A 25,159-nucleotide genomic window follows, 5' to 3' on the forward strand; every position below is an offset into this window, starting at 1 on the left:
CGTGAGCTCAGGAGGCATCATGCCGTCACCTTCGAACTCACTCCCACTCGATGGTGCCCGGCGGCTTGCTCGTCACGTCGAGCACGACGCGGTTGACGTCGGCGACCTCGTTCGTGATGCGGTTCGAGATCTTGGCGAGCACGTCGTAGGGCAGGCGCGTCCAGTCGGCCGTCATCGCGTCCTCGCTCGATACGGGGCGCAGGACGATGGGGTGACCGTACGTACGGCCGTCGCCCTGCACGCCGACGGAGCGCACGTCGGCGAGCAACACGACGGGGCACTGCCAGATGTCGCGGTCGAGACCGGCGGCCGTCAGTTCTTCGCGGGCGATGAGGTCGGCAGCGCGCAGGATCTCGAGGCGCTCGGCCGTCACCTCGCCGATGATGCGGATGCCGAGGCCGGGGCCCGGGAACGGCTGGCGCCACACGATCGCCTCGGGCACACCGAGCTCGAGACCGACCTGACGCACCTCGTCCTTGAACAGGGAACGCAGCGGCTCGACGAGCGTGAACTGCAGGTCGTCGGGCAGGCCGCCGACGTTGTGGTGGCTCTTGATGTTGGCCGCGCCCGTGCCGCCGCCGGATTCGACGACATCGGGGTACAGCGTGCCCTGGACGAGGAACTCGACGGGGTGCTCGCTGCTCGACTCAGCGCCGACGATGTCGCGCGCGGCCTGCTCGAAGACGCGGATGAACTCGCGACCGATGATCTTGCGCTTCGTCTCCGGGTCGCTCTGACCCGCGAGCGCGTCGAGGAACTGCTGCGACGCATCGACGACGACGAGGTCGACGCCGGTGGCGGCGACGAAGTCCTCCTTGACCTGCTCGGCCTCACCGGCGCGCAGCAGGCCGTGGTCGACGAAGACGCACGTCAGTCGGTCGCCGATCGCCTTCTGCACCATCGCCGCGGCGACCGAGGAGTCGACACCACCGGAGAGGCCACAGATCGCGCGGCCCTCACCGATCTGCTCCCGCACCTGCTCGACGAGCTCCTCGGCCATGTTGGCGGCCGTCCACGTCGCCTCGAGGCCGGCGCCCTTGAGCAGGAAGTTACGAAGCACCTCCTGGCCATGGGCGGAGTGCAACACCTCGGGGTGCCACTGGACGCCGAACAGCTTGCGCGCCGGATCCTCGAACGCCGCGACGGGCGCGCCGGGTGTGCGGGCACACACCGTCATGCCCGCGGGAGCCTCGGTCACGCCGTCACCGTGCGACATCCACACGTTCTGCTCGGCGGGCTGCCCCGCGAACAGGACGGACTCGGTGTGCGTGATCGTCGCCGTCGTGTTGCCGTACTCACGACCACCCGTGTGGCCGACGGTGCCGCCCAGAGCGTCAGCCATCGCCTGGAAGCCGTAGCAGATGCCGAACACGGGCACGCCGGCCTCGAGCAGCGCGACGTCGAGCGACGGCGCCCCCTCGGCGTACACCGACGACGGCCCGCCCGAGAGCACGATGGCCGCGGGCTCCTTGGCCAGCATCTCGGCGGCACTCATCGTGTGCGGCACGACCTCGGAGTAGAGGGCGCACTCACGCACGCGTCGCGCGATCAGCTGCGCGTACTGCGCGCCGAAGTCGACGACGAGAACGGGATGATCCTGCAGATTTTCGGTCACGTCACTCATCCTATCGGCCGGGGCGACAACCCCGGAATCACGCGGTTATCGGACGCTGACAGCCGCTCAGCGGGTGGGGAGTGCCTCGAGATCGCGCTCGACCTCACCGCTGATGCGGCGCTCCACCCAAAAGGACAGGAACGGGACGCAGCCGGCCAGGATGACGAGCACCATCTTGCCGATCCCCCAGCGCATGGCGAAACCCAGATTCGCCGTCGCGGCGACATAGACGAGGAAGAGCAGACCATGCGGTTGCGGCCACCAGTCGAGGGCGTGGTTGTCGAAACCGTAGTGCAGCACCATCTCGAGCACGAGAACGAGCAGGCCGATACCGACGATGAACGCGGCGACCTTGAAGAACTTGAGGGCAGAGCGAGCCTTGAGTGCGTCGATGCGCACCACGGGGCGGCCGGGGGTGGGAGCAGGCTTTGTCACGGCGTTTCCTTTCGTGTCGCCGGGCGCATCGCGCCCTGTTCGGCGAGGGTTTCGGGAGCCGACGACGCCCGGGCGGCACCATCGTCGGGCTGGTCGAGATCGTCAGCGGCGTCGCCCTCGCTGCGTGCGGCGCGCACGTCGGGCGCATCTGTTGCCTGCGGCCCGTCGGAGATCGCGGCTTCGGCGGCCGCCCGGTCGTCGAGGTATTCCTCATGCAGGATTCGCAGCCACATGAAGACGGCGAAGATCGCGAAGATCCACCACTGCCACGCATAGGCCGCGTTGCGCAGATCGACCTTCGTGGCTTTCGGCACCGGCGGCGGAATGTGCTGCACGACAGCGGTTCCCGACTGCGGCGCCGCGGCCGGCACCTGCTTCGTCGAGAAGACGAAGCCGTTGTAGACCTTGCCGCCCCACTCGTTGAGCAGCCGGCCCATGTCGATCGTGCCGATCTGCCCCTCGGGAAGTTCACCGAGCGTAGAGACCGATTCCCCGGGCGCGAGCGCGCCCTCGATCGTCACCGTGCCTGACGTCGGCGCGGGCAGCTTCGTCGTCTGCGTGACGAACCCGCGCACCACCGGGATGCGCGCGCCCGTCGTGTCGACGACGAGCGGTGTCATGAGCCAGTAGCCGTTCTTGCCGTCGAGTACGCGGCCGGCGACCAGTTCGGTCTTCGCGGCGTCATAGTGGCCGGTCGCACGAATCGGCTGCAAGGAGCGCCCGTTGTCGAACGTCGTCTGCGGTTTCAGGACGTCGTCGAGTGGTTCCACAGCGCGCCCGTTGCTCTCCTCGAGGACCTGCTGGTTGGCCCTGTTGTGGGCCGTCTGCCACTGCCAGTTGCCCAACCAGACGAAGGCTGCCGTCAGAACGAGCATGACGACGAACAACCGCAGGAGGCGGGGTTTCATCGCGGTTCGCAGCACCGACTCAGCCTACGGGGTCGAACTGAACGTTGCCTCAGACGGGTCGCTCTGCATTGTGGAGCGTCATGGCGTCACCTCGACGGCGCCCCTTTCACCGCCGGCAAGCCCACCGATGCGCGGCATCCCGACGTCGACGACCTGCCCGGGCACACGACCCGGCGCCATGTCGAGCCTGACGTACTCCTCACCCGGCGCCGGGCGCTCGTCCCGCTCCCCCTTGGCCGGCCACGCACTCATCGCACGTTCGGCCTGGGCGGTGATCGTCAGCGAAGGATTGACGCCAAGGTTCGCGGAGACAGCCGAACCGTCGACGATCGACAGAGTCGGGTAGCCGTGGACGCGGTGATACGCGTCGATGACGCCCGTGCCCGGCCCGTCGCTGATCGGTGCGCCGCCGAGGAAGTGCGCCGTCATCGGCACCTCGAACAGCTCGTTCCATGTGCCGCCCGGCACCGCGGTGCCCTTGACGGCCTTCTGCAGCTCGCTCGCCATCGCGTGAATCGCCTTGTGCCCGCCAGCAATCCACGACGGATTGGGTTCGCCGTGGCCCTGCGCGGACGTCAGCTTCCATCCGCGGCGCGTGCGCTGCGGTGAGACGTCGATGGAGTTGTCGAGCGTCTGCATGACGAGGGCGATGACGGTGCGCTCACTCCATCTTCGCGGCACGACGGTCTTGAGCAGCGTGCCCGGGCGCTTGATGAACTCTCGCGCGAAGGCACGCGTGCGGCTCGGCACGTCGCCGGGGATGAGCAGGGTGGAGAAGAAGCCCATCGCGTTCGAGCCCTTGCCGTAACGGCAGTTCTCGACGTGCGTCGTGGCGTCGACGTGAAAGCTGGAGGTGATGGCGACGCCCTTCGTCAGGTCCGCGCCGCGCGGTACGTCGACGAGGGCCGCGCCACCGAGTTCTTCGGAGTTGGTACGCGTCAGCTTGCCCAGCCGCGGCGACAGGTGCCGCAGGCGTCCTTCGGCCCGCAGCGTGTGCAGCAACGACTGCGTCCCCCACGTCCCGGCGGCGAGGACGACGTGGCGGGCCGTCATCGTCCGGCGATCCCGACGCAGCCACGCGCCGGTGCGCTCACTCGTCACGCGCCAGCCGCCTTCGCCGTGCTCACCGATCGGTTCGAGATCGACGACGGTGCGCATCGCCTCGATGCGTGCGCCGGCCCGTTCGGCGAGGGGCAGGTAGTTCTTGAGCAGCGTGTTCTTCGCGCCGACGCGGCAGCCGACCATGCAGTTGCCGCACTCGGTGCAGCCGGTGCGCGCCGGGCCCTCGCCCCCGAAGTAAGGATCGTCGACGCGCTCGCCGGCGCGTCCGAAGTACACGCCGACCGGCGTCTTGCGGAACGTGTTCTCGACACCGAGGCTGCGGGCTGCGTCGCGCATGACGTTCTCGACGACGCCCTCGCACGGGTTGGCCTCGACGACGCCGAGCATCTTCTTCGCCACGGTGTAGTGCGGCGCGAGTTCTTCCTGCCAGTCGGTGATGTGCGCCCACTGCGGGTCGTCGAAGAACGTCTTCGGCGGCACGTAGAGCGTGTTCGCGTAGTTGAGGCTGCCGCCGCCCACGCCCGCGCCGGCGAGGATGACGGCGTGCGGCAGCTTGTGGATGCGCTGCACGCCGAAGCACTTGAGCTTGGGCGCCCAGACGTAGTTGCGCACGTCCCAGCTCGTCTTGGCGAACTCGTCGTCACGCCGCCGCGGGCCGGCTTCGAGCACGACGACGTCATAGCCCTTCTCAGCCAACCGCAGCGCCGCGACCGAGCCGCCGAAGCCGGAGCCGATGACGGCGACGTCGACGTCCATCGCCTGATCGCGCGAGGTGGTGTTCATGACAGGCCCGCCTTCTTCATGACGCGCAGACCCGTGCTCAGGGCGCGAGCGAACTGTCGCTGCGACACGCCCTTCGGCACGCCGAAGCCCTGCAACCGCTGCACGCTGACGTTCTGGATGTCGGTGTACTTCGTGATGCCCTCCGCGCCGTGACGCCGCCCGAGACCGGAGGCCTTCATGCCGCCCATCGGCGCGCCATTGCTCGCGTAAGCGGCCGCGTAGCCCTCGTTGACGTTGACGGTTCCGGTGCGGATGCGGGCGGCAATGGCGCGCCCGCGCGCGACGTCCTTCGTCCAGACGGAGGCGTTGAGGCCGAAGTCGGTGTCATTGGCGAGGGCGACGGCCTCGTCATCGCTGCTCACGCGGTACACGCTGACGACGGGCCCGAATGTCTCCTCGTCGCGGCACAGCATGCCGTCCGCGACGCCGTCGAGGACGGTCGGTTCGTAGCAGTACGGGCCGATGTCGGAGCGCGCCTTGCCTCCGGTCAGCACCGTCGCGCCCTTCGCGACGGCGTCGTCGACGTGCTGTGTGACGCGTTCGAGCTGGTCGGCCGAGATGAGGCTGCCCATGTCGTAGCCCCAGTCGAGCGCCACGCCGATCTTCATCGCTGCGACGCGTTCGAGGAAGCGTCGCAGGAACTCGTCGGCGATCTTCTCGTGCACGACGAGACGCTCGATCGAGATGCACAGCTGGCCCGCGCTCGCGAAGACGGCGCGCTGCGCGCACTCGGCGGCGCGCGTCAGGTCGGCGTCATCGGCGATGTACATGGCGTTCTTGCCACCGAGTTCGAGCGACGCGCTCTTGAGCCGCTCCCCCGCGTCGCGCGCGACGATGCGGCCCGTCTTCGTCGAACCGGTGAACATCACCGAGTCCGCGTGCTCGAGCACCGCCCCGCCGACGTTCGGCCCGTCGCCGAGGACGACCTGGAGCAGCCCCTCGGGCAGGCCCGCCTCGTCGCACAGTTCAACGGCGCGCAGGCACGTGAAGCTCGACTTCTCGTCCGGGCGCAGGACGACGGCGTTGCCCGCCGCGAGCGCCGGCAGCGCGTCCGTGATCGACATCGACAGCGGGTAGTTCCACGGCGCGACGATGCCGACGACGCCCTTCGGCAGATAGTGCGTGCGCGCCTGCGTCAGCACCGGAAGCGCGCCGAGGGCCTTGCGCTCGGCGAGATAGCTCGGCGCCTTCTTGGCGTAGTGACGGCACACGCCCGCGGTGTCGAGCACCTCCTCGAACGCCTGGATGCGCGCCTTGCCCGACTCGATCTGGATGAGGTCGAGCAACTCGTCCTGGCGATCGAGCACGAGGTCGTGCAGCCTCGTGAGGAACTCGACGCGTTCGCGGACGTCGCGCTGTGCCCATTCCTGCTGCGCTGCGCGCGCCCGTTCGTAGGCGGTGACGACGTCGTCGGGCGTCGACGTGGGCAGCGCGCCGATCGTCTCCCCCGTCAGCGGCGTCATGCGTTCCTGCGCCGGGCCGCTCGCGACGACGCGGGCGCTCATGCGTCGGACGGTCGCCTCGTCGAGAGCAAGCGGACGCTGAGGGCGCGGCTGGGTGTGCAGTGAAGGCGTCATCCCCCCACTGTAGATGTGACCTCCGACACCGTGGTTACTTTCGCGTACACCGTGCACATGGCGGGCGCCGTCGTGCGCTCTGCCGACGCGATGCCTCCCTCGACGCAGCACGCCCCCGCTCTTCGAAAGAGCGAGGGCGTGCCGGGTGGGGGGTCAGCTGCGCTGGTAGGGCGCGACGACGAGTTCGACGCGCTGGAACTCCTTGAGGTCGGAGTAACCGGTCGTCGCCATCGCGCGCTTGAGGGCGCCCATGATGTTGGTCGTGCCGTCGGCGCTCTGGCCGGGGCCGTCGAGGATCTGCTCGAGCGAACCGACGGTGCCGACCTCGACGCGCTCACCGCGCGGCAGCTGGCTGTGGTGCGCTTCGGGGCCCCAGTGGAACCCGCGGCCCGGCGCCTCCTCGGCACGCGCGAGGGCTGCGCCGAGCATGACGGCGTCAGCGCCGCACGCGACGGCCTTGACGATGTCGCCGGATGTGCCGACGCCGCCGTCCGCGATGACGTGGACGTAACGTCCGCCCGACTCGTCGAGGTAGTCGCGGCGCGCCGCAGCGACGTCGGAGATCGCCGTCGCCATGGGCGCGTGGATGCCGAGCGTGCGGCGCGTCGTGTGCGCGGCGCCGCCGCCGAAGCCGACGAGGACGCCGGCCGCGCCGGTGCGCATGAGGTGCAGCGCAGCGGTGTAGGTGCCCGCGCCGCCGACGATGACGGGGACGTCGAGCTCGTAGATGAAGCGCTTGAGGTTGAGCGGTTCGGACGCGCCGGAGACGTGCTCGGCCGACACGGTCGTGCCGCGGATGACGAACAGGTCGACGCCCGCCGCGACGACGGTGCGCCAGTGCTCCTGCGTGCGCTGCGGTGTCAGGGCGCCGGCGACGGTGACGCCCGCGTCACGGATCTCCTTGAGGCGTGCGGTGATGAGTTCGGGCTTGATGGGCTCGGCGTAGATCTCGCGCATGCGGGCGGTGGCCTCGTCAGGGCTGCACGTCGCGATCTGCGCGAGCTGCTTCTCGGGCTCCTCGTAGCGCGTCCACAGGCCCTCGAGGTCGAGCACCGGCAGGCCGCCGAGCTTGCCGAACGCGATGGCCGTCGCGGGCGACATGAGCGAGTCCATCGGCGCGGCCATGACGGGCAGCTCGAAGTGGTAGGCGTCGATCTGCCACGACGTCGACACCTCCCGCGGGTCGCGCGTGCGGCGCGACGGGACGATCGCGATGTCGTCGAGTGAATACGCGCGGCGACCGCGCTTGCCCTTGCCGATCTCGATCTCAGTCACGCGTCGATCCTATTCCCTCGCGCCGTCTTCCGGCGCCCGCCCGGGGGCGGGTTCGTCGGGCCACTGGCGCGCGACCTGCGCGCAGACGATGAGTTGCAGCTGGTGGAACATCATGAGGGGCAGCACGAGCAGTCCGACGCCGGAGGGGAACAGCACCGTCGCCATCGGCAAGCCGGACGCCATCGACTTCTTCGATCCGCAGAACACGATGGCGACCTGGTCGGCCCGCGAGAAGCCGAGGCGGCGCGCCGTCACGTACGAGCCGACCATGACGACGGCGAGCAGCACAGCGCAGATGAGAAGCAGCGCCACGACCTGCCACACGGTGACGTGACTCCACATGTGTTCGCGCATGCCGGCGCTGAATGCGGAGTAGACGACGAGCATGATGCCGCCGCGGTCGAGGTACGTCAGGCCCTGCTTGTGTTCGGCGAGGAAGCCGCCGAGGCGCTTGTGGCAGAACTGGCCGAGGATGAACGGCAGCAGCAGTTGGACGATGAGTTTCTCCGCCGAGTCGAAGCTGAACGCGGCCTGCCCGCCCATGACACCGATGACGAGCAAAGGTGTGAGCACGACGCCGAGCATGTTGGAGAACGAGGCGGCGCAGATCGACGCGGCGACGTTGCCGCGCGCGAGTGAGGTGAACGTGACGGACGACTGCACGGTCGACGGCAGCAGCGTCAGGTACAGCAGTCCGAGGCTGAGGGTGTGGGGCAGGAACGTGTCAGCGATGGGCCGGATGACGAGGCCCAGCAGTGGGAACGCGACGAACGTGAACGCGAGGACGAGCAGGTGGAGGCGCCAGTGGCGGAAGCCCTCTTTCGTCTCCTCGGTCGAGAGGCGCGCGCCGTAGAGGAAGAACAGCAGCCCGATGGCGATGTTCGTCGCCCATTCGACGGGCGCGACGGCACCGCCGCGTGCCGGCAGCAGGCACGCCAGGGCGACCATTCCGAGCAGGGCGAGGACGTATCCGTCGAGGTACTTGGTGATGAAGCGCACGGGTCATGAGTATCACCGGTCCTCGATGATGAAAACCTGCAGTGTCTTCCTCGGCGTGGCTACGCTCTTCGCATGGATGCCGCGAAGAAGCTCGACAAGGCCCGTATCGATCGCAGCCTCGTGGACGTCCATCGCAACCCTCGCTCTTCTGAAACCGTTTGGGGCTACGTGAGCGCCGTCGGCAAGAAGTGGGCTCTCATCGCGAACGCGCGCGACGGCGGGTACCCCGACGGGTTCACCGCTATTCGTCTGAAGGACGTGATCGCGGTGCGCAGACGCGCAGGCTTCGAGGACGCGTTCGCCAAGACGCGGACCGACTGGCCTGAGTCGCCGCTCCATCTCGATCTGGACTCGACGAGGGGTCTCCTGGAATCGGCGCCGACGCGGGGTCGGCTCATCGCGATCGAACGCGAGCGGAAGCTCGAGGACGCCATGTGGGTGGGCGTCCCGGTTCTGATCGACAAGCGTTGGACGTGGATGCACGAGGTCGATGCCGATGCCGCTTGGCGCGAGGAGCCTCTGGCCTACCGCACGACCAGCATCACCCGCGTCACCTGGGGCGACTCATACCTCTGTGCGCTCGAGGCAGTTCTGCCCGCGCGTCCTGATGTGGGCGTCGTCGCGACGAAGAGGCTTCGTGACTGATCCGAGGTGCTTCACCGGTGACTCCATCCAACGCGCACCAGCGAGGCCAGCTGAACTGATCGTTGCCCGGAATGGCGTCATCCATGAGGCGTTTTCGGGCGACGTCCGTGGCCACCCGTACCAGCCGCTCCCTCCCACGACCGCACCACGACCGACACGGACGTCAGCGAGGCCCCGAACTCCGCAAGCGGTGGCCGAACCCTCCCACGACCGCAGCACCCGACGACGCAGACGCACGAAGGCGACCCCGTCGCGAGCTTGCGAGTGACCGGGGTCGCCTTCGTGGCGCATGACGTTGCCGCTCCCGGATCCGGACGGCACAAGTCAGCGAATGGAGTAATTCGGCGCTTCGACGATGCCTTGGACGTCGTGGGGGTGACTTTCTTTGAGCCCGGCGGAGGTGATGCGCACGAATTGGCCGCGCTTCTGCAGTTCGGGGATCGTCGAGCCGCCGACGTAGAACATCGACTGGTGCAGGCCGCCGACGAGTTGGCGGACGGCGTTGCTGACGGGGCCCTTGTAGGAGACGCGGCCTTCGATGCCTTCGGGGACGAGTTGGTCGTCGCTGATGACGTCGGCCTGGAAGTAGCGGTCCTTGGAATAGGACTTCTTGCCGCGTGAGCTCATCGCTCCGAGTGAGCCCATGCCGCGGTAGGCCTTGAACTGCTTGCCGTTGATGAGGACGACTTCGCCGGGTGATTCTTCGGTGCCGGCGAGCAGAGAGCCGACCATGACGGTGGAGGCGCCTGCGACGAGGGCCTTCGCGATGTCGCCGGAGTACTGCAGGCCGCCGTCGGCGATGACGGGCACGCCGGCGGGCTGGCAGGCCTGCGCGGCTTCGTAGACGGCGCTGACCTGCGGGACGCCGACGCCGGCGACGATGCGCGTCGTGCAGATGGAGCCGGGGCCAACGCCGACCTTGACGGCGTCGACGCCGGCGTCGACGAGTGCCTGCGCGCCTGCGCGGGTCGCGACGTTTCCGCCGACGATCTGCACATGCTTCGTCATGGGGTCGGCCTTGAGCTTGCGGATCATGTCGAGCAACAGCTTGGCGTGGCCGTGCGCGGTGTCGACGACGAGCACGTCGACGCCCGCTTCGATGAGCGTCGTCGCGCGCTGCCAGGCCTCACCGAAGTAGCCGACGGCGGCGCCGACGAGCAGGCGGCCTTCGGCGTCCTTCGAGGCGTTCGGAAACTGCTCGGACTTCACGAAGTCCTTCACGGTGATGAGCGCGACGAGACGCCCGTCGTCGTCGACGAGCGGCAGGCGCTCACGCTTGTGCTGACGCAGGATCGCTGTCGCGTCGTCGTTCGAGATGTCGACGGGAGCAGTGACGAGCGGCTGCGGCGTCATGACGTCGCGCACCTTCGTCGTCGCCCACTCCGCGACGGGCGTGAAGCGCAGGTCGCGGTTGGTGATCATGCCGACGAGCTTGTCGTCCTCGACGACGACGGGCAGCCCGGAGACGCGGTACTGGCCGCAGATCGCGTCGAGCTCTTCGAGCGTCTTGTCGGGGCCGATCGTCACGGGGTTCGTGATGCGCCCCGTCTGCGTGCGCTTGACGAGGTCGACCTGGTAGGCCTGATCCTCGATCGACAGGTTGCGGTGCAGCACACCCATGCCACCCTCGCGCGCCATGGCAATCGCCATGCGCGCTTCGGTGACGGTGTCCATCGCCGCCGAAACGAGCGGAATGTTGAGGGTGATCTCGCGCGTCAGCTGCGCCGTCGTGTCGACCTCGGACGGGATGACGTCGGTCTCGCCGGGCAGCAGCAGAACGTCGTCGTAGGTCAGGCCCAGCGTCGCGAACTTCGGGGGAACGTCAGTGACATTGTCAGAACCGAAAGCCATTGACCAAGTCTAGGACACTCCGGCCCCTGCCCTCACCGCGCGTGACGACGGCACAGGTGGCTGCACGACGAGCCCGCCGCAGCTCCGGTCAGTGCGAGCCGGCAACCGGGCTCCACGACGAACCGCGCCGCAGCTACCGTCAGTCGGATTCGGCCGACGGGCTTCCCGTCGCGGTGGCGCCGGCGCTCGTCTGCGCGGTGCCCGGGTCCGAAACCGTGTCGGAGGGCGTCGGCGTGCTCGACGCCGACGGCGTGGTAGGCGGCGTGGCCGGACTCGTCGGCGTCGCAGTGCCGGACGAAGGCGTCGTCGGGCTGGTCGGCGACGTGGGCTGCGAGTGCGACGGCGCCGGACGCGAACTGCTCGGCTTGGATGTGCTCGAGCTGCTCTGCTTGGACGTGCTCGAGGACGAACCGGGCAAGGTCGATCCGGACGAGCCCGTCGGACGCGACGTGCTGGGCCGTGAGCTGGACGCCGAACCCGTCGACGGGCGCTGCGTCGTCGACTGGGACGAGCGCTGGCCGCGCGTTCCCGGCGTCGTGCGCTGCGGCGCGTCGCCGCGCGTCGTGGTCGTCATCGCCACGCTCGAGGGAACCTGCTCGGGAATCATCGAACCGGCGACTGAACCCTCACCCGAACGCTCGGCGCCTGATTGCGGGCCGGTTTCGGGTCGGGCTGCCTCACGACCGGCACTCTGGCCCTGACTCGGTCCACCATGCGCACTCGATCGCGCCGGTGCACCCGGCGCGGCGGCCATCGGTCCGGGCAGTGTCGTCGGGGTAGGAACGGCCGTGGCCTGCACTCGGGGGACGTCTGGTTCGGCGACGGCGCGCGCATTGCTCCAGTCGAGGTGCAGCGGCGCGAGAACGGTCGACAGGCTTCCGCCGTTGACGGCAGCGGCGACGCTGGACAGCGCGACGACGGCGCCGGCGGAGACGGCCGTGAGACTGGCACGTCCACTCCAAGCACGCCGCGTACGGCGCTTCGAGGTAGGTCGTCCGGTCGCGAGGTAGCGGCCACCGCCGGCGAACTCGTTCTCGCGCGAAGCTGTGATGTTGGTGTCGATGACGGGGTGGGCCGACACATCCTTGTCGTGTACCTCGGGCCGGCGCGTCACCTCGGGACGCAGCGGCCGCGTCACGGCCTCGCAGGTCGCGTCGATCTCACGTGTCCAGGCGGTGAACAGGTCGCTCAATGCCTGCTCGCCGGGGCTGCGCTCCAGGTCGTCGTCACCTTCGCGGGCCGGGGGCTCGACAACGGGCCGCAACCGGGCGGAGACGCAGCGCGCCTCCGAGGGGGGAACCGTCGTGCCGCGTGAGCACGACGACTCGACGACGGAGCGGGCTCCGAGAGCGTCGAGCAGGGCGTCGTCCTCGGCGATGTCACGCAGGTTGGCCTCGACGTCGAAGCGGGTGGCGGGCGGTGTCATCGAAGCTCCTCCCCCGAGGTCTCGTGCAGGGTGCGCAGTCGCGCGAGCGCGCGGTGCTGGGCGACACGGACGGCGCCCGGCGACATGCCGAGGCTCGCGCCCGTCTCCTCGGCGCTGAGGCCGACGGCGACGCGCAGCGTCAGGATCTCGCGCTGCTGCGGCGTCAATTTCTCCATGAGCACGGACAGCCGCCGCGCGGTGTCGAGGTTGAGCGCCGCGTCCTCGGGGGTGAGGCCGGGGTCAATCGTGTCGGGCACCTCGTCCGTCGGCACGGCGGAGCGGAAGGCGCCGCGCTGGACGTCGGCCACCTTGCGCGAGCAGATCGAATACACGAACGCTTCGAAGGGGACACCGCGCTCGACGTAGCGGGGCAGAGCCTTGAGCACAGCCACGCACACCTCCTGAGCCGCATCCGCTGCGAGTTCGCGGGAGCCACTGAAGGCCCCCAACCTTGCCGAGGCATAGCGAAGTGCACGTTGGTGCACGTCGTCGAGAAGTGTCTCCCGTGCCGCGTCATCACCGGATCGCGCTGCTGAGACCAGCGCGGCGATGGACGAGGCTTCCCCGTTCACTTCCTCCATCGCTGTTGGGGTCGTGAGCGTTACATGGCGGCGCGCGGAACTCACCCGGGGCCATTCGGCCTCGGGCGAGGAGTATCCGGTCTCGCTCGTCATGCGGGCCTCTCCAAGGGGCTGCTGCGTGCTGTCGGACGGGGTTCTGCCTGCTCGTTTCTGGGCGTGCGGTCGCGCTTCAGTGTTCCGATCCGACGGTACTGCCTGTCGCGCTCGGACGGTGTGTGGGGCCGTAGATCGACGCTCCACGCTAACGAAGCTGGGGCCGCGGCGCCACCTCAGCGCCGCCCGCGATGGGACAATGGGGGCAGTCTCAGAAAGGAGTGCGTCATGAGCGCACACGCCGATGTTCAGATCCGTGACGAGTCGATCAAGCTCGGTCAGTTGCTCAAGCTCGCGAATCTCGTGGAGGACGGTGCGGAGGCGCGCGTGGTCATCACGGAGGGTCTCGTAACGGTGGATGGCGAGGTCGACACGCGTCGTAGCGCGCAGATCAAGGTCGGCAGCGTCGTGTGCCTCGAGGACGAGTGCGTGCGCGTCACGAACTGACGCCCGCTCCGCACCCCCGGCGCGAAGCCGGCTCCGGAACAACCTCGCGCGTTCCCGCCACCACCCGACGACGCGAGCCCCCCGGGCGAACAACGCCCCACGCTCCCACCATCGCACCGCGGCGCGACGCCGGCGTCTGAACAACACCGCACGCTCTCGCCACCGCACCGCGGCGCGACATGGACCCGTGACAGACGAATCCCGCCCCGCCCCACACTGAGCTTGCGAAGTGTGGGGCGGGGCGGGATTCGTCTGTCACGCCCGAAGCATCGTCGCGCCGAGCGGGGTCTGAGCGGGGCGCATGCGCCCCGCTCAGACCGCCGCCGGAAGACGAAGCGAGGGAAGGATCAGTGGCTGTGGCCGTGGCCGCCGGCGGCGGGGGCCTCTTCCTCTTCCTTCTTCTCGACGACGAGGGTGTCGGTCGTGAGCACCATCGAGGCGATGGAGGCGGCGTTGGTGAGCGCGGAGCGGGTCACCTTGACGGGGTCGATGATGCCGGCGTCGACGAGGTCGATGTACTCGCCGGTCGCGGCGTCGAGGCCCTGGCCGACGGGCAGTTCGCGCACCTTGGAGACGGCGACGTAGCCCTCGAGGCCAGCGTTCTCGGCGATCCAGCGCAGCGGCTCCGCGATGGCCTTGCCGACGAGCGTGGCACCCGTCGCCTCGTCACCCTCGAGCGAGAGGGAGTCGAGAGCAGACGACGCGTGGATGACGGCCGAACCACCACCCGCGACGATGCCCTCTTCGATGGCCGCACGCGTGGCCGCGATGGCGTCCTCGATGCGGTGCTTCTTCTCCTTCATCTCGACCTCGGTGTGCGCACCGACGGCGATGACGCAGACGCCGCCGGCGAGCTTGGCGAGGCGCTCCTGGAGCTTCTCGCGGTCCCAGTCGGAGTCGGTGCGCTCGATCTCGGACTTGAGCTCCTTGACGCGGCCCGCGACGTCATCAGCGGCGCCGGCGCCGTCGATGATCGTCGTGTTGTCCTTCGTCACCTGGATGCGGCGTGCCTGGCCGAGCGAGTCGAGGTCGGCGTTCTCGAGCTTGAGCCCGACCTCCTCGGCGATGACCTGGCCACCGGTGAGGATCGCGATGTCCTGCAGCATCGCCTTGCGGCGGTCGCCGAAGCCGGGGGCCTTGACGGCGACGACGTTGAACGTGCCGCGGATCTTGTTGACGACGAGGGTGGAGAGGGCCTCGCCCTCGATGTCCTCGGCGATGATGAGCAGCGGCTTGCCGGACTGCACGACCTTCTCGAGGACGGGCAGCAGGTCGGCGATGGCCGAGATCTTGCCCTGGTTGATGAGGATGTAGGCGTCCTCGAGGACGGCCTCCATGCGCTCGGGGTCGGTGACGAAGTACGGCGAGAGGTAGCCCTTGTCGAACTGCATGCCCTCGGTGTACTCGAGCTTCGTCTCGGCGGTCGAGGACTCCTCGACGGTGATGACGCCGTCCTTGCCGACCTTCGCGAACGCCTCACCGATGAGGCCACCGATCGTCGCGTCCTGAGCGGACAGCGAGGCGACCTTGGCGTAGTCGTCCTGACCGTCGACGGGGCGCGCGTTGGCGAGCAGCTGGTCGTTGATGGCCGTGACGGCCTTGTCGATGCCGCGCTTCAGGCCGGACGGAGCAGCGCCCGCAGCGACGTTGCGCAGGCCCTCCTTGACGAGCGCCTGGGCGAGAACCGTCGCGGTCGTCGTACCGTCACCGGCGACGTCGTTCGTCTTGGTGGCGACCTCCTTGGCGAGCTGCGCGCCGAGGTTCTCGTACGGGTCCTCGAGCTCGACCTCGCGGGCGATCGTCACACCGTCGTTCGTGATCGTGGGGGCGCCCCACGCCTTGTCGATGACGACGTTGCGGCCCTTGGGGCCGAGCGTCACCTTGACGGCGTTGGCGAGCGCGTCGACACCGCGCTCGAGGGACTTGCGGGCGTCGTCGTTGAATTCAAGCGTCTTGGCCATGGTTCAACCTTTCGTTCGAAGGCGCCGCGCGGCGCGTGACGCGCGCAGCGGAAGAGTGTGGGGTGCGAGTGAGAGGAAAGGACGAGCCCGGCCCGGCCGTCAGACCTGAGCCGGGCTCGTCGTCACCTGCTGGCTCGACGGATCGTCAGGAGACGACCGCGAGCACGTCGCGAGCGGAGAGGATGAGGTACTCGGTACCGGCGAACTTGACCTCGGTGCCGCCGTACTTCGAGTAGATGACCTTGTCGCCGACGGCGACGTCGACCGGAACGCGGTTGCCGTGGTCGTCGATGCGACCGGGGCCGACGGCGATGACCTCGCCCTCCTGCGGCTTCTCCTTGGCGGTGTCCGGGATGACGAGGCCGGAGGCCGTGGTCTGCTCGGCCTCGACGGCCTTGACGACGATGCGGTCTTCGAGCGGCTTGATGTTGACCGACACGGTAGGACCTTCCCTTTCGCAGACCGCCCGATCTTCTCGGGCGGGACGGATGCTTTCGTTCCCTGGCCACACCACCCACCGGTGGCGGTGTGGCATGCATGTGGGCCGACATCGCCTCGCCGTCGCGGGGGTCGAGGGATGAGCTCACTGGCACTACCCAGGGGTGAGTGCTGGAACCGAATCTAGTAACGCCGTTGGCACTCGGTCAAGCCGAGTGCCAACTCGTTTCCGATGTTCGCCCACAGCGCATCGGGGGCTGCTCCGAGGGCCCCCGATGACACAATGGCGGCCATGGATGCGAGCGTCGTGCACGAGTTGTTCACCGACGACGGACGCGCGCTGCTCGCCTCGCTCCCGCCCTACGAGGAGAAGAACGTCGTCATGCTGACGACGCGGCTGCGCGCCGCAGGGCACTCCCCCGAACTCGTCGCCGCTGCGCTCACCCAGTCCCGGCTGCGGGCCAGGGCCGTCGACAAGTTCGGTGATGCGGCGGCGTCGATGTTCTTCACCCCCGACGGCCTCGAACAGGCCACGCGCGCACCCATCGCCCGTCTGCACGCGCAGCGGTTCCTCGACGCCGGGGCGAGCCTCGTCATCGACGGTGGCTGCGGAATCGGTTCCGACGCCGTCGGATTCGCGCGAGCCGGGCTCGACGTCATCGGCGTCGAAGCGGATCCGGAAACCGCAGCCCTGGCCGCTCAGAACCTCGCGTCGTTTCCCGGCAGTCGCGTCGTCACGGGGCGGGTCGAGGATGTCGCGGCTTCGCTCGACCAAGCCGGGGCCGCCTGGTGGTTCGACCCGGCACGCCGCACGCCCGGCGTCGCCGACATCCGCGGGCGCACGAAGCGCACGTTCTCCCTCGCGGCGCTGACGCCGACCTGGGAGCTGATCCAGCACGTCGCGGCTGCCGCCCCCGCGGCAGGCGCCAAGCTCTCGCCGAGCCTGGCCCATCACGACGTGCCGAGCGGTTGCGAGGTCGAGTTCGTCTCCTACGCCGGCGGCGTCGTGGAGGCGAGCGTGTGGTGGGGCGCCGCCGTCCGTGACGTCGGCAGAACTGCGACGATCGTGCGCCCCCGGCCGGGCGGCCCGAGGTCGTCCGGCGATCGCGTCCCGCCCGACGTCCTGCACGTCATCGAGGCCGACTTCGACGGCATCGACGCCGCGCCCGCAAGCCGCGCGTCACTGGGAGCGTACTTCTACGAGGCCGACAAGGCGTTGACGCGCAGCGGCCTCGTCGGGGCGCTGCTCGACGCCACGGGCGGCCACGAGTTCACGCCTGGACACGGCTACGTCACGGCCGATGCGCTCGTCGACATCGGGCTGCTGGGGCGCGCCTACCGCGTGCTCGACTCCGTGCCGCTGCACGAGAAGACGCTGCGCGCCTACCTGCGCGAGCGCGCCGTCGGGCGCCTCACGATCAAGAAACGCGACGTGGACATCGACGCAGACGCGCTGCGCCGCTCGCTCAAGCTCAAGGGCTCGAACGCCCTGACGGTCGTGCTCGTGACGCTCGACGACGAGCGCCTGGCACTCGTCGTCGAACCGCTGTGACGCTCGCCGCCCCGCTTCCCTGACGCCCCGCCCCGCCCCATGACGCATCCGTGAGATCGAGCGATGTGGGCGAATTCGAGCACCACAGCGCTCGGGCTCTCCCGTATCGCTCGATCTCGAGGATGGGCGTGCGAACCGTGACCTGACCGAGATCCACGCCCCAGCTCGGACGCACTCGGGCCGTAGATATTGACGAACATGCAAACGTCCGAGGCGGGCGCCCTCTCCGAAGGCTCGACGCCTGTGCCACCTGCTCCTGCCGAAACCACAGGCCGACGACCGTCCGCGCCCGGGCGCAGCGGCACGGCTACCTGGCTGATGAGCATCGCTCTCATCCTCTGGGCAGTGTGGGCCGTCAGCATCCTCGCCTCGCCGATGCGTTCCGGCAGTGTGGCCGACGCGGCCAGCGCCCTGCAGCGGCACGACGACGTGCACTGGCTCGTCGTGCAGCGCCCCTCCGACGACGGCCCGAGCGGTCACTTCACGCCGGGCCTCGCCGACCCCCTCTCCCAGGAATGGCAGGATTCGCGTTTCACGACCCCGCGCGAGAACGGTGGCGACGGCGCGGGCACGCTCTCGTCGACGCAGGAGCAGCAGATCGCCTGGAGCGACAGCTCGGGGCTGCACGTGACGCGCGACTTCAGCGTCACCGGCTGGCGCACCGCCGAGGACGGCTGGCCCGACCCCGCGTCCAGCCCGTCGGCCGCCCTCTACCGATCGCTCGCGACCCAGGCTGCGTCGACGCGCGTCACGACGGTCCGCGCGCTCACGCCGCTGGGCACGATCACCTACGCCGACGGCTCGGGCACCGTCGAGACCTACGGGGTCGTCATGCTGCTCAGCGTGCTGATCGCGCTGGGATCGCTGTACGCCCGCCAGCCCCGTTTCGGCACCCGTTGGAGCTGGTTCTGGATCTTCGGCTGCCCCATGGGCGTCGGCCTCGTGTGGTACCTGATGCGCGAGGGGTGGTTCGGCCGTTCCACGGCCCCTGCGCCCGATCAGCGACGTTCAGGCTTCGCCGGCTTCGCGGCGTTCGTCGGCATCAGCTGGGTGCTCGGTTCGCTCGTGCATGCTTGGCTGTTTCGCTGACGCCGTGTCAGCGAGTTCGAGCGAAATGGGGCGCACGCACGGGGCATGACGGTCCGCCGGAAGGCGGCACGCTCATCGACACGCTGAAGAGCCCACCCCGTCCTTGCCGACGGCGACGGGCAGCGTCCCACCGGCCTTGGCCTTGCCGGTCAGGACGTCCGCGAGCGCCGCGAACGTCGGCTGCGTCGAACCGTAGGCCGCGAGTCCGACGGTGTCGGAGCCGCGCAGAGCGAGCGGGTAGGGCGTGTCGAGGGCGATCTGCACGCCGCTGTTTCCGGCCTTGATCGCTCCTGACGTGCCGGGCGACGTCGCCTCCGCTCCCCCGCCGGCGGACGATTCGCCGGCGTTGTACACGCCCCCTTCGAGCAGGTTCACCCGCGTGCCCCGCAGTCCGACGTCGACGCCGCGGGCCTTCAGCTCCTTCGTCAGCGTCGCTCGATGTTCCGCCGTCCCCCCTTCGACCCGCACACGGCTCCCGACGAGGTCACGCCCGCAGCGCCCGCCGAGCTGGGTGATCGACGCCTTCGCGAGACGGCGCGCGTCGTCGTCATGGGAACCGCGCACCGACGCGTCGGGCGCACTGACGTGCTGGTGCCGCGTCGTCGCGACGATGCGCGCGGCGGATTCGATGAGCCGCTGGCGCGTCAGTGCTCCTGAGGCGACGGCCTTCTCGATCGCGCTCACCGACGCGCTCGCGTCGGCGGGCATGAGCACGACATCGGCTCCGGCCTCGAGCGCCGACACCGCTGCAGCGCCGCCGCGATCGAACTTCTTGACGATCGCGCCCATGTTCATGCCGTCGGTGACGATGAGCCCCTTGAACCCGAGCTTGTCGCGCAACTGGCCCGTGAGCACCTTCGGCGAGAGCGTGCTCGGCACGTTGGGGTCGACGTCCTTGACGACGATGTGCGCCGTCATGATGGCGGGCACGCCGGCCTTGCTCGCCGAGGCGAACGGCACCCAGTCGCGCTTCATGAGCTGCTCGACCGACTGAGCCTGGACGGCGTAGTCGACGTGCGTGTCCGTCGTCACCGAGCCGTGGCCCGGAAAGTGTTTGATGACGGGCACGATGCCGGCCTGCTGGTAACCGGCGACCTGCGCGTTGACAGCTCGCGCGACGCGCTGCGGGTCGCTGCTCGGCGAGCGCACGCCGATCGTCGGGTCACTGGGGCCGACGGTGACGTCCGCGTCAGGTGCGAAGTTCATCGTCACGCCGAGCGAACGCAGCTCCTGGCCTTCGTCCTTGGCGAGCTGCGTCGCGAGCGCCGCATCGTCGGCGGCGCCGTAGGCCATCGCACCCGGCAGCGGGGTGACGCCGGAGGTGATGCGGGTGACCGGACCGCCCTCCTGATCGATGCCGATGACGGCCGGCCATGACCGTCCGCTCTCCTTGACGGCGCCCTGCACCGCTTTCGTGACGGCCGGCAAGCCCGCTGACTCGTCCGTGGGGTTGCTCGGCACGTTGTCGCCCATGATGATGACCCCGCCGAGGCCATTGCGACGCACTGCATCAGCGGCCGCCTGCGGGCTCGTGCCCTGGTAGTACCCGACGATGACCTGCCCGGCGAGCTGCTTCGTCGTCAGCTTCGAGACGTCATCCGTCGCGGCGTCGAGCTCTGCCTGTGTCGGCAGGCCCGTGTCGGCCTGGGTGCGATTTCCGTTAGCCGGCGCCGATGCGCCGGCCGAACCGGACGCCTTCGACGATGCCGACGATCCGGACGATGACACGGGCTTGCCGTCGTCCGACGAACTGCACGAGGCGAGCGTCATCGACAACGTTGCGGCGGCGACGACCGTCAGGCGGACGCGGCGTCGGCGGGGCGCGAGTCGGGCCTGGTCGGCGGCGAAGGCGACGCCCGCGGGGGCGACGTCAGGCGTGCCGGTAACAGGGGTGGTTGCGGGGGTGCGCGGGGTCATCCCATCACCTGTCCGATCGGCATGGAGGAGTCGGCGGGCACGGCGAGCGTCGACGGTGCGATGCCCTTCGCGACGAGGTGCGCGCCCAGCGTCGCGACCATCGCGCCGTTGTCGGTGCACAGGCTCAGTTTCGGCACGCGGATCGAGATGCCCGCCGACGTGCAACGCTGCTCGAGCACCGTGCGCAGCCGCGAGTTGGCCGAGACGCCGCCGCCGACCATGAGGTTGTCGCACGTGTAGTCGCGGCAAGCCATGACGGCCTTCTTCGTGATGACGTCGACGACGGCCTCCTGGAAGGACGCGGCGACATCGGCGACCGGAACCTCTTCCCCGGCAGCCTGTTTCGTCGCGACCCAGCGGGTGACGGACGTCTTGAGGCCGCTGAACGAGAAATCGTACCGGTGCTTCTCGAGGTCCTTCTTCGTCGACAACCCACGCGGGAACGGGATGGCCTTCGGGTCGCCGTCCTTGGCCGCCTCGTCGATCGCCGGGCCGCCCGGGTAGGGCAGGCCGAGTACGCGCGCCACCTTGTCGAACGCCTCGCCGCACGCGTCGTCGATCGTGTTGCCGAGGCTGCGCACGTCCGTCGCGATGTCGGGCACGTAGAGCAGGTTCGTGTGGCCGCCGGAGACGAGCAGCCCCATCGTCGGTTCCGGCAGCGGGCCGTGCTCGAGCATGTCGACGGCGACGTGCGCCGCGAGGTGGTTGACGCCGTAGAGCGGCTTGTCGAGGGCGATCGACAGGGCCTTCGCTGCCGCGACACCGACCATGAGCGCACCGGCGAGACCTGGGCCGACGGTGACGGCGATCGCGTCGACGTCGGCGAGCTTGACGCCCGCCGTGTCGCAGGCGCGACTCAGCGACGGGATCATCGCCTCGAGGTGCGCGCGGCTCGCGATCTCGGGCACGACACCACCGAAGCGGGCGTGCAGATCCATCGAACTCGCGACCTCGTTGGCGAGCAGCGTCGTGCCGCGCACGAGGCCGATGCCTGTCTCGTCGCACGAACTCTCGATGCCGAGGACGAGGGGTTCGCGGGTGGCGGTGAGGCTCATCGGGTCTCCTTCAGGAGCTTGCGCATGATGACGGCGTCGACGTCACCGGGTTGGTAGTAGCGACGGCGCACGGTGAGGCGATCGAACCCGGCGCGTTCGTAGAGACGCAGCGCAGGGTCGTTGTCGGCGCGCACCTCGAGCAGCAGGGCTTCGGCGCCCGCGTGCGTGGCGGCTGTGACGAGGTGATCGAGCAGCCGACGCCCCAGCCCTGTGCCGCGCGCCTCGGGGGTGACGGCGATCGTCATGACGTCGGCAGTGCTGCCGGCCACGTCGAGCCCGGCGTAGCCGAGGATGTGTTCTGGGTGACCATTCGCCGAGACGTGAGGTGCGCCGTCGGTTCGCGGCATCGGCGGTGCGCTTGGCTCGCGGTCATCGGCGTCGTCCGGCGAGGCCTCTGGGGCGTGCGCCGTGCCGTCAGCCACGACGCGCTGCTGCGGCACAGCAGCGCCCACTGCGACGACGTATTGACGGCGCGGGCGTGCGGCGAACTCGTCCCACCACGTGCGTTCGCGCCACGCGTCGTGCTCGAAGAGCTGCGCATCGAGGGCCGCGAGGGTCTCGATGTCGCGCCAGGTGGCGGGGCGCAGGGCGACGTCAGCACTCGCCGTCGCCGCGGCAGGCTGCGCAGCGGGCTCTGGTGACGCGGTGTGGTCCACGGGGCTGACCACTGACGAATCGCTCGAAGGAATGGCCGACAAACCCTGCGGTGCAACGCTGTTCATCGACCGAGAACGCGCGCGATGGGTGCCGCAGCAGCGGGCACGGCGTCAGGGCGGCGCAGGTAGAGAGGTTCGGTGTCGAGCAGGCGCTCCCCCGCCATGACGCGCTCTTGCGCGACGATCGCGAGGTCGGCAGCGTCGACGTCGAGCAGCACCTCAGCCTCGCCTGCTCCCGTCAGGGCCGCGTCGCCGGACGTGTCGACAGCGCCGGCCGCGCCTGCCCGCGTCGCGTCATGGAGAACGTCGGCGTAGAGCCTCGCACCGCGACCGACGGCGGGAATGTCACCGAGCTGTTCGGCGACCGCGGCGGCCTTGTCGACGGCCGGGTCGCCCGGGACGATCGGCCCACCGTCGAGGTCGTAATGCGCCCAGTAGATCTCCTTGCGGCGCGCGTCCGTCGCGACGAGCAGCGGACCGCGCATCCCGAGCGTGTGCGCACGATGCGCGAGGGCGTCGAGGGAGCACACGCCACCGATGGGCAGGTCGAGGGCGTACGCGAACGTCATCGCCGTCATGATGCCGACGCGCAACCCGGTGAACGGCCCCGGCCCCACGCCGACGGCGACGCGTGACAGGTCTGCGGGCACCACGTCGGTTTCCGCGAACATGGCCTCGATCGCGGGTGCCAGGATCTCGGTGTGACGACGCGCGTCGATCGTCGAGGTGCGCGCGACGACGTCACGCCCGTCGTGCAGGGCTGCCGTGACGGCGGAGGTGGACGTATCGATCGCGAGAAGCACCCGTCCAGCTTATCGGCGGGACGCAACTCGCCTGACGAAGCTGCCGTCCGGCTGGGCGCGGAGGGCTCGCGTCGAGCAGCTCCGGGCGAGGTACCGGCCGACGCGGAACGCACACGTTGCCCGAGGCTGCGGCTGCGACTGCGGCGCGGTCACGACCGCTGCACGAGAAATGTGCAGCGACGCAGGTGCTGGCTGCGATGCTCAGTCGGCGACGAGCCCCAGAGCCGCGACGAGGTCGATGTCCTCCCAGCGCGGCCCGGCCGTCTCGACGGTGACGGTGCGGTCGTCGAGCCCGGTCATCGTGAGGTGCATCCGGTCCTCGGACAGCCCCTCGGCCATCCCGGCGCCCCATTCGACGACGGTGACGGCGTCGTCGACGGACGTGTCGAGGTCGAGGTCGTCGAGTTCACCGAACCCGCCGAGTCGGTAGGCGTCGACGTGAACGAGGGCCGGCCCGTCACCCAGCGACGGGTGCTCACGCGCGATGACGAACGTCGGGCTCGTGACATCACCCCGCACGTTCAGTGCCGCACCGAGGCCGCGCGTCATCGTCGTCTTGCCTGCTCCGAGATCGCCCGTCATGACGACGACGTCCCCCGCGCGCAGCACACCCGCGAGCGCCGCACCGAACGCGGTCGTCGCGTGGGCGTCGGGCAGGTGCTTGCTGCCGCGAATCACCAGGTCATTCACAGTCCGAGCTCCTTCGCCAGGCTTCCCGTATAGACGCGCGGCAGCCGCGTGCTCATGCGCGTGACGATCTCGTAGCTGATCGTGCCGGCGGCGTCAGCCCAGTCCTGGGCGCTCGGGCCCTGGGTGCCGTCGGACGCGCGCCCGAACAGCACGACCTCATCGCCGGCCGCGACGGCGGCGTCCCCGGCGTCGGTGACGATCTGGTCCATGCAGACGCGGCCGGCAATGGTGGTGCGCGCGCCCGCCACCAGGAGCGGGCCGACGTTCGACGCGGCGCGCGGCACGCCGTCTGCGTACCCGACGGGGATGTCGGCGAGCGTCGTCTCACGCGGCGTCGTGTACGTGTGGCCGTAACTCACGCCCTGCCCGGCCGGTACGCGCTTCGTCACCGTGACGTTCGCGGTGATCGACATCGCGGGGCGCAGCGTCAGCTCCTCGCTCGTCGCGAGGTCGGGTGCGGGCGAGAGCCCGTAGAGCGCGAGCCCGGGGCGGACGAGGTCGAAGCGCGCCTCTGGCAGGAAGAACGTCGCCGGCGAGTTCGACATGTGCCGCACCTCGAGTTCGAATCCGGCACTTTCACAGTCGGTTGCGGCGGAGGTGAACCGTTCGATCTGGGCGGTGTTCTCGGGGTGGCCGGGTTCGTCCGCGCGCACGAAGTGCGTCATCAATCCGACGACCTCGACGTCACCCGTTGCCTGAGCAGCCTTCGCAGCCTCGACGAGGCGCGGCCAGTCGTCCCCATAGGCGCCGTTGCGGGCGAGGCCCGTGTCGACCTTGAGGTGCACGCGCGCCCGACGCCCGACGCGGCGCGCCGCGGCAGCGATCCCGTCGAGTTCGCCGACGGACGGCGCCCCGAGATCGATGCGCGCCTCGATGGCATCGGCGAACGGTGAGCCGGGAGCGTGCAGCCACGACAGCACCGGAACATCGAGGTCGCCGGCGCCCTCGGCGGCCGCGCGACGAAGCGTCATCGCCTCAGCCAACTGCGCGACACCGAGCCACGTCGCGCCCCCGTTGACGGCGGCGCGGGCGCTCGGCACGAGACCGTGACCGTACGCGTCGCCCTTGACGACACCGAGAACGGAGGCGCCCTCGGCGCGACGCGTCATCTCGTTGGCGTTGTCGGCGATGGCATCGAGATCGACGACGACGCGCGCCGGCGCGTTGCCGAGCAGTGCTGGGGCGGCTGAGTGAGTCATGATGCGCCCATTTTCTCACCCACCCCGCCCGCACTCAGCACCCCGATCCCGCCCCAACGGCGATTCCCGTCCAAATCGGCGATTTTCGTCCACATTGAACAG

Annotated in this window: 22 protein-coding genes; 4 read left to right on the top strand and 18 right to left on the bottom strand. The window is 69.5% G+C overall.

Annotated features, from left to right (window positions below; all coding sequences use genetic code 11):
• Nucleotides 1-37: 37 nt before the first annotated feature.
• The 7 genes from guaA to EDC82_RS10600 form a co-directional block, all read right to left on the bottom strand.
• On the bottom strand, nucleotides 38-1,615 hold the full coding sequence (gene guaA / locus EDC82_RS10570) for a glutamine-hydrolyzing GMP synthase (protein WP_006944852.1): 1,578 nt from the start codon (nucleotides 1,613-1,615) through the stop codon (nucleotides 38-40).
• 66 nt (nucleotides 1,616-1,681) lie between these two features.
• Nucleotides 1,682-2,050 (bottom strand): DUF3817 domain-containing protein, encoded by a 369-nt coding sequence (locus EDC82_RS10575; RefSeq protein ID WP_006944851.1) that lies wholly within the window; start codon nucleotides 2,048-2,050, stop codon nucleotides 1,682-1,684.
• A complete protein-coding gene (locus tag EDC82_RS10580; RefSeq protein ID WP_131941485.1) occupies nucleotides 2,047-2,973 on the bottom strand; it encodes an SURF1 family protein in 927 nt (308 codons plus the stop codon). Before EDC82_RS10580 ends, EDC82_RS10575 begins: the two co-directional genes overlap by 4 nt.
• Before the next feature lie 63 nt (nucleotides 2,974-3,036).
• Entirely contained in the window at nucleotides 3,037-4,803 is a 1,767-nt protein-coding gene (locus EDC82_RS10585; RefSeq protein WP_038569104.1) for a GMC oxidoreductase, read from the bottom strand.
• Nucleotides 4,800-6,380: a succinic semialdehyde dehydrogenase gene (locus EDC82_RS10590; RefSeq protein WP_062257905.1), complete on the bottom strand. Its 1,581-nt coding sequence runs from the start codon at nucleotides 6,378-6,380 to the stop codon at nucleotides 4,800-4,802. Before EDC82_RS10590 ends, EDC82_RS10585 begins: the two co-directional genes overlap by 4 nt.
• A gap of 153 nt (nucleotides 6,381-6,533) precedes the next feature.
• On the bottom strand, nucleotides 6,534-7,655 hold the full coding sequence (locus EDC82_RS10595) for a GuaB3 family IMP dehydrogenase-related protein (protein WP_062257903.1): 1,122 nt from the start codon (nucleotides 7,653-7,655) through the stop codon (nucleotides 6,534-6,536).
• A 9-nt stretch (nucleotides 7,656-7,664) separates the two neighbouring features.
• Nucleotides 7,665-8,654 (bottom strand): bile acid:sodium symporter family protein, encoded by a 990-nt coding sequence (locus EDC82_RS10600; RefSeq protein ID WP_131941487.1) that lies wholly within the window; start codon nucleotides 8,652-8,654, stop codon nucleotides 7,665-7,667.
• Between the two features lie 72 nt (nucleotides 8,655-8,726).
• On the opposite strand from EDC82_RS10600, the gene EDC82_RS10605 reads away from it, so the two are divergent.
• Nucleotides 8,727-9,299, top strand: coding sequence for a hypothetical protein (locus EDC82_RS10605; protein WP_131941489.1), 573 nt, complete (start codon nucleotides 8,727-8,729; stop codon nucleotides 9,297-9,299).
• A gap of 324 nt (nucleotides 9,300-9,623) precedes the next feature.
• Here the strand turns inward: EDC82_RS10605 and guaB are convergent, their stop codons facing one another.
• From guaB to shbA, 3 genes are all read right to left on the bottom strand, one after another.
• Nucleotides 9,624-11,150: an IMP dehydrogenase gene (gene guaB / locus EDC82_RS10610; RefSeq protein WP_062257899.1), complete on the bottom strand. Its 1,527-nt coding sequence runs from the start codon at nucleotides 11,148-11,150 to the stop codon at nucleotides 9,624-9,626.
• A 139-nt stretch (nucleotides 11,151-11,289) separates the two neighbouring features.
• Complete coding sequence (locus EDC82_RS10615) at nucleotides 11,290-12,576, bottom strand: hypothetical protein (protein ID WP_131941491.1); 1,287 nt, start codon at nucleotides 12,574-12,576, stop codon at nucleotides 11,290-11,292.
• Nucleotides 12,573-13,250 (bottom strand): RNA polymerase sigma factor ShbA, encoded by a 678-nt coding sequence (gene shbA, locus EDC82_RS10620; protein WP_082740756.1) that lies wholly within the window; start codon nucleotides 13,248-13,250, stop codon nucleotides 12,573-12,575. The genes EDC82_RS10615 and shbA overlap by 4 nt, the downstream gene beginning before the upstream one ends.
• 228 nt (nucleotides 13,251-13,478) lie before the next feature.
• Between shbA and EDC82_RS10625 the strand changes: the two genes are divergently transcribed.
• Nucleotides 13,479-13,697: an RNA-binding S4 domain-containing protein gene (locus EDC82_RS10625; RefSeq protein WP_006944081.1), complete on the top strand. Its 219-nt coding sequence runs from the start codon at nucleotides 13,479-13,481 to the stop codon at nucleotides 13,695-13,697.
• Between the two features lie 347 nt (nucleotides 13,698-14,044).
• On the opposite strand, the gene groL is transcribed toward EDC82_RS10625, so the two are convergent.
• Both groL and groES read right to left on the bottom strand, forming a co-directional pair.
• Nucleotides 14,045-15,658 (bottom strand): chaperonin GroEL, encoded by a 1,614-nt coding sequence (gene groL / locus EDC82_RS10630; protein ID WP_006944135.1) that lies wholly within the window; start codon nucleotides 15,656-15,658, stop codon nucleotides 14,045-14,047.
• A 145-nt stretch (nucleotides 15,659-15,803) separates the two neighbouring features.
• Nucleotides 15,804-16,097, bottom strand: coding sequence for a co-chaperone GroES (gene groES / locus EDC82_RS10635; RefSeq protein WP_006944132.1), 294 nt, complete (start codon nucleotides 16,095-16,097; stop codon nucleotides 15,804-15,806).
• 291 nt (nucleotides 16,098-16,388) lie between these two features.
• Here groES and EDC82_RS10640 point away from each other — a divergent pair, with 291 nt between their 5' ends.
• Nucleotides 16,389-17,648: a class I SAM-dependent methyltransferase gene (locus EDC82_RS10640; RefSeq protein WP_131941493.1), complete on the top strand. Its 1,260-nt coding sequence runs from the start codon at nucleotides 16,389-16,391 to the stop codon at nucleotides 17,646-17,648.
• Between the two features lie 318 nt (nucleotides 17,649-17,966).
• A complete protein-coding gene (locus EDC82_RS10645) occupies nucleotides 17,967-18,737 on the top strand; it encodes a hypothetical protein (RefSeq protein ID WP_131941495.1) in 771 nt (256 codons plus the stop codon).
• 72 nt (nucleotides 18,738-18,809) lie between these two features.
• Here EDC82_RS10645 and EDC82_RS10650 read toward each other — a convergent pair whose 3' ends face one another.
• The 6 genes from EDC82_RS10650 to alr form a co-directional block, all read right to left on the bottom strand.
• A complete protein-coding gene (locus EDC82_RS10650; RefSeq protein ID WP_131941497.1) occupies nucleotides 18,810-20,654 on the bottom strand; it encodes a glycoside hydrolase family 3 protein in 1,845 nt (614 codons plus the stop codon).
• A complete protein-coding gene (gene tsaD, locus EDC82_RS10655; RefSeq protein ID WP_131941499.1) occupies nucleotides 20,651-21,709 on the bottom strand; it encodes a tRNA (adenosine(37)-N6)-threonylcarbamoyltransferase complex transferase subunit TsaD in 1,059 nt (352 codons plus the stop codon). Before tsaD ends, EDC82_RS10650 begins: the two co-directional genes overlap by 4 nt.
• Entirely contained in the window at nucleotides 21,706-22,365 is a 660-nt protein-coding gene (gene rimI / locus EDC82_RS10660) for a ribosomal protein S18-alanine N-acetyltransferase (RefSeq protein WP_235006200.1), read from the bottom strand. The genes tsaD and rimI overlap by 4 nt, the downstream gene beginning before the upstream one ends.
• Nucleotides 22,366-22,427: 62 nt before the next feature.
• A complete protein-coding gene (gene tsaB / locus EDC82_RS10665; protein WP_200829298.1) occupies nucleotides 22,428-23,168 on the bottom strand; it encodes a tRNA (adenosine(37)-N6)-threonylcarbamoyltransferase complex dimerization subunit type 1 TsaB in 741 nt (246 codons plus the stop codon).
• A 201-nt stretch (nucleotides 23,169-23,369) separates the two neighbouring features.
• Nucleotides 23,370-23,858: a tRNA (adenosine(37)-N6)-threonylcarbamoyltransferase complex ATPase subunit type 1 TsaE gene (gene tsaE / locus EDC82_RS10670; RefSeq protein ID WP_131941503.1), complete on the bottom strand. Its 489-nt coding sequence runs from the start codon at nucleotides 23,856-23,858 to the stop codon at nucleotides 23,370-23,372.
• Nucleotides 23,855-25,057 (bottom strand): alanine racemase, encoded by a 1,203-nt coding sequence (alr, locus tag EDC82_RS10675; RefSeq protein ID WP_062257879.1) that lies wholly within the window; start codon nucleotides 25,055-25,057, stop codon nucleotides 23,855-23,857. The genes tsaE and alr overlap by 4 nt, the downstream gene beginning before the upstream one ends.
• Between the last annotated feature and the right edge of the window lie 102 nt (nucleotides 25,058-25,159).

It is taken from the genome of Dermacoccus sp. SAI-028 (assembly GCF_004346775.1).
Lineage (GTDB): Bacteria > Actinomycetota > Actinomycetes > Actinomycetales > Dermatophilaceae > Dermacoccus > Dermacoccus nishinomiyaensis.